1 protein-coding gene is annotated in these 2521 nt (G+C 63.7%); it reads left to right on the top strand.

Features of this window, described 5'->3' with window-relative positions; genetic code table 11:
• A partial coding sequence (locus tag P3T40_RS44820) for an acetoacetate--CoA ligase (RefSeq protein ID WP_429274076.1) occupies positions 1-2521 on the top strand: 2521 nt, incomplete at both ends.

The following is a 2521-nucleotide window of genomic DNA, read 5'->3' on the forward strand; positions in this document are numbered from 1 at the left end:
GGCGCACGCATACGCAGTGACGGCATGTCATGCGGACGGCCGGCGCGTGCGCATGACACGCGCTGAATTGCGCGAACGCGTCGCGCGTCTTGCCGGTGCGCTCGAACGGTTAGGATTACGCAGCGGCGAACGTGTTGCCGCGGTCATGCGCAATGACGAGAATGCCGTGATTGCCGCGCTTGCAGTTGCCGCGCTTGGCGCGACCCTCTCGACTGCGGCGCCGGACATGGGCACCGATGCGCTGCTGGACCGCTTCGGGCAGTTGTCGCCCAAGCTGCTGCTTTCGCACACGGCAACGTTGCCATTCGATGTGGGCACGCCACTCCCCGTGAAGATCGCGGAACTCGCGGCAGGGCTGGGTTCGCTGGAGGGCATCGTGAGCCTCGACGACGGGCCGTTGCCCGGCGACGTGAAGCAACCGGTCCTGTCGCTCAACGAACTGGTCGCCGGTGCTGACGCTGCGCACTTCGTCTGGCGGCGTTTCCCGTTCAATCATCCGCTGTTCATCATGTTTTCATCGGGGACCACGGGCAAGCCAAAGTGCATTGTGCACGGGGCGGGTGGCACGTTGATCGAGCACCTGAAGGAGCACCGCCTGCACAGTGACTTCCGTGACGGTGACAAGCTGTACTTCCATACGTCGTGCTCCTGGATGATGTGGAACTGGCAGTTGTCTTCACTCGCATCCGGTGTCGAGATCGTCACGTACGATGGCCCGCTGGCGAGCGTCGATATCCTGTGGCGGCTGGTTGCCGATGAAGGCGTGACCGTCTTTGGCACCAGTCCGGCTTACCTGAAAATGTGCAGCGAAGCGAAGCTCGAACCGGCGCGGCAATTCGACCTGCGCAAGCTGCGCGCGATGATGTCGACCGGCGCCGTTCTATTCGACGCCCAGTACGACTGGGTCCGCGACAATGTGAAGCCGCTGCCGTTGCAGTCCATTTCGGGCGGCACGGATATTATCGGCTGCTTCGTGCTCGGCAATCCTGATTTGCCGGTCTACGCCGGAGAAGCGCAATGTAAGTCTCTGGCACTGGACGTTTGCGCATGGGACGCCGGTGGTCCGACGGACCTCGTCGGTGAACTGGTCTGCAGAAATCCCTTTCCGTCACGTCCGTTAGGCTTCTTCGGTGACACGGACGGCTCGCGCTTTCATGCTGCGTATTTTGCTGCGAACCCGGGGGTGTGGACCCACGGCGATCGCATCGAATTCTCTTCGCGTGGCGGCGCGCGCCTGCATGGCCGCTCCGACGGTGTGCTCAATGTGCAGGGCATCAAGGTTGGCCCGGGCGACATCTATCGGATCATCAGCGAGATACCGGGCATCCACGAAGCGATGGTCGTGCAGCAACGGATTCCGGCTGACGGTACGCCGTGGGGCAATTCGGCGCAGGCAGGCGACCAGCGCGTCGTACTGTTGCTGGTGCTGGAGCATGGCCTGGCATTGACGGGACCGCTCAAGGCCCGGGTACGCCGGGATCTGGCGCGTGGCGGCTCGCACGCGCATGTGCCCGATGTCATCGTGCAGGTCGACGAATTGCCCGTCACGCACAGCGGCAAGCTGTCGGACGCGGCCGTACGCAACGCCTTGAACGGCTTGCCGATTGGCAACGCCGCCGCGCTACGCAATCCTGCCTGTCTGGACAGAATCCGCCATCACCCGGGCCTTGCTGTCACCGCACGAGGGCCGGCACCGGCTGTCGAATCGCGCGGGGACCTCGAGCATTTCCTGCAGGGGCTTTGGGAGCGCTTGTTCGACTTCAGTCCAATCGAGCGGGATGCCAACTTCTTCGAACTCGGCGGCGATTCACTGCTCGGAGCCGCGCTGGTCGCGGAGATTGAACAGGCAACCGGCCGCACGATCTCCCTCGCGACGCTGCTTGCCGCGCCGACGATTACCCGCCTCGCTGCCGAGCTCCGTGCCGACGTGGCAACGCCCGCGTCGCAAACCATCGCGCCGATGCGCGCTGGAAACGGCAATCCCGTGTTCGTGCTGCATTCCATCACCGGCTCGGTGATGGAAAGTTCGAGGCTGGTTGGCCGGCTCCAATGCCCACGTCCGTTCTACGGTTTGCATGCGCGTGGTCTTGGCGGCGATGTTGCGCCGCAACGCAGCGTGGAGGAAATGGCGGCCAGTTATATCGCTGAAATCCGGCGCGTGCAGCCGGAAGGTCCGTACTCGCTCATCGGTTACTCGTTCGGAGGCATGGTCGCCTTTGAAATAGCGCAGCAACTGAATCGCGCGGGCCATGCCATCGAGCTGTTGTGCCTGCTCGACACCTATGTCAACGAACGGTATCTGCCGTGGCCGGACAGGCTGCAGTTTCAGTTTGACTATGTGGGCCGGCAGTGGCGGGCGCTCTCCGGGCTGCAGCGCGACAAGCAGGCGCTGTACATATCGCACAAGCTGTCGGCCGCAGTGGATCGGATCCGGATGCGCTTCGGCTATATGGCGCGCACGCCGGCTGCAGACACCGCAGGGCTGCCCGCGACACTGCTGTACGTGCGCGAGGCAATGCGT

Origin of the sequence: Paraburkholderia sp. EB58, from assembly GCF_050436665.1 — a bacterium.
Lineage (GTDB): Bacteria > Pseudomonadota > Gammaproteobacteria > Burkholderiales > Burkholderiaceae > Paraburkholderia.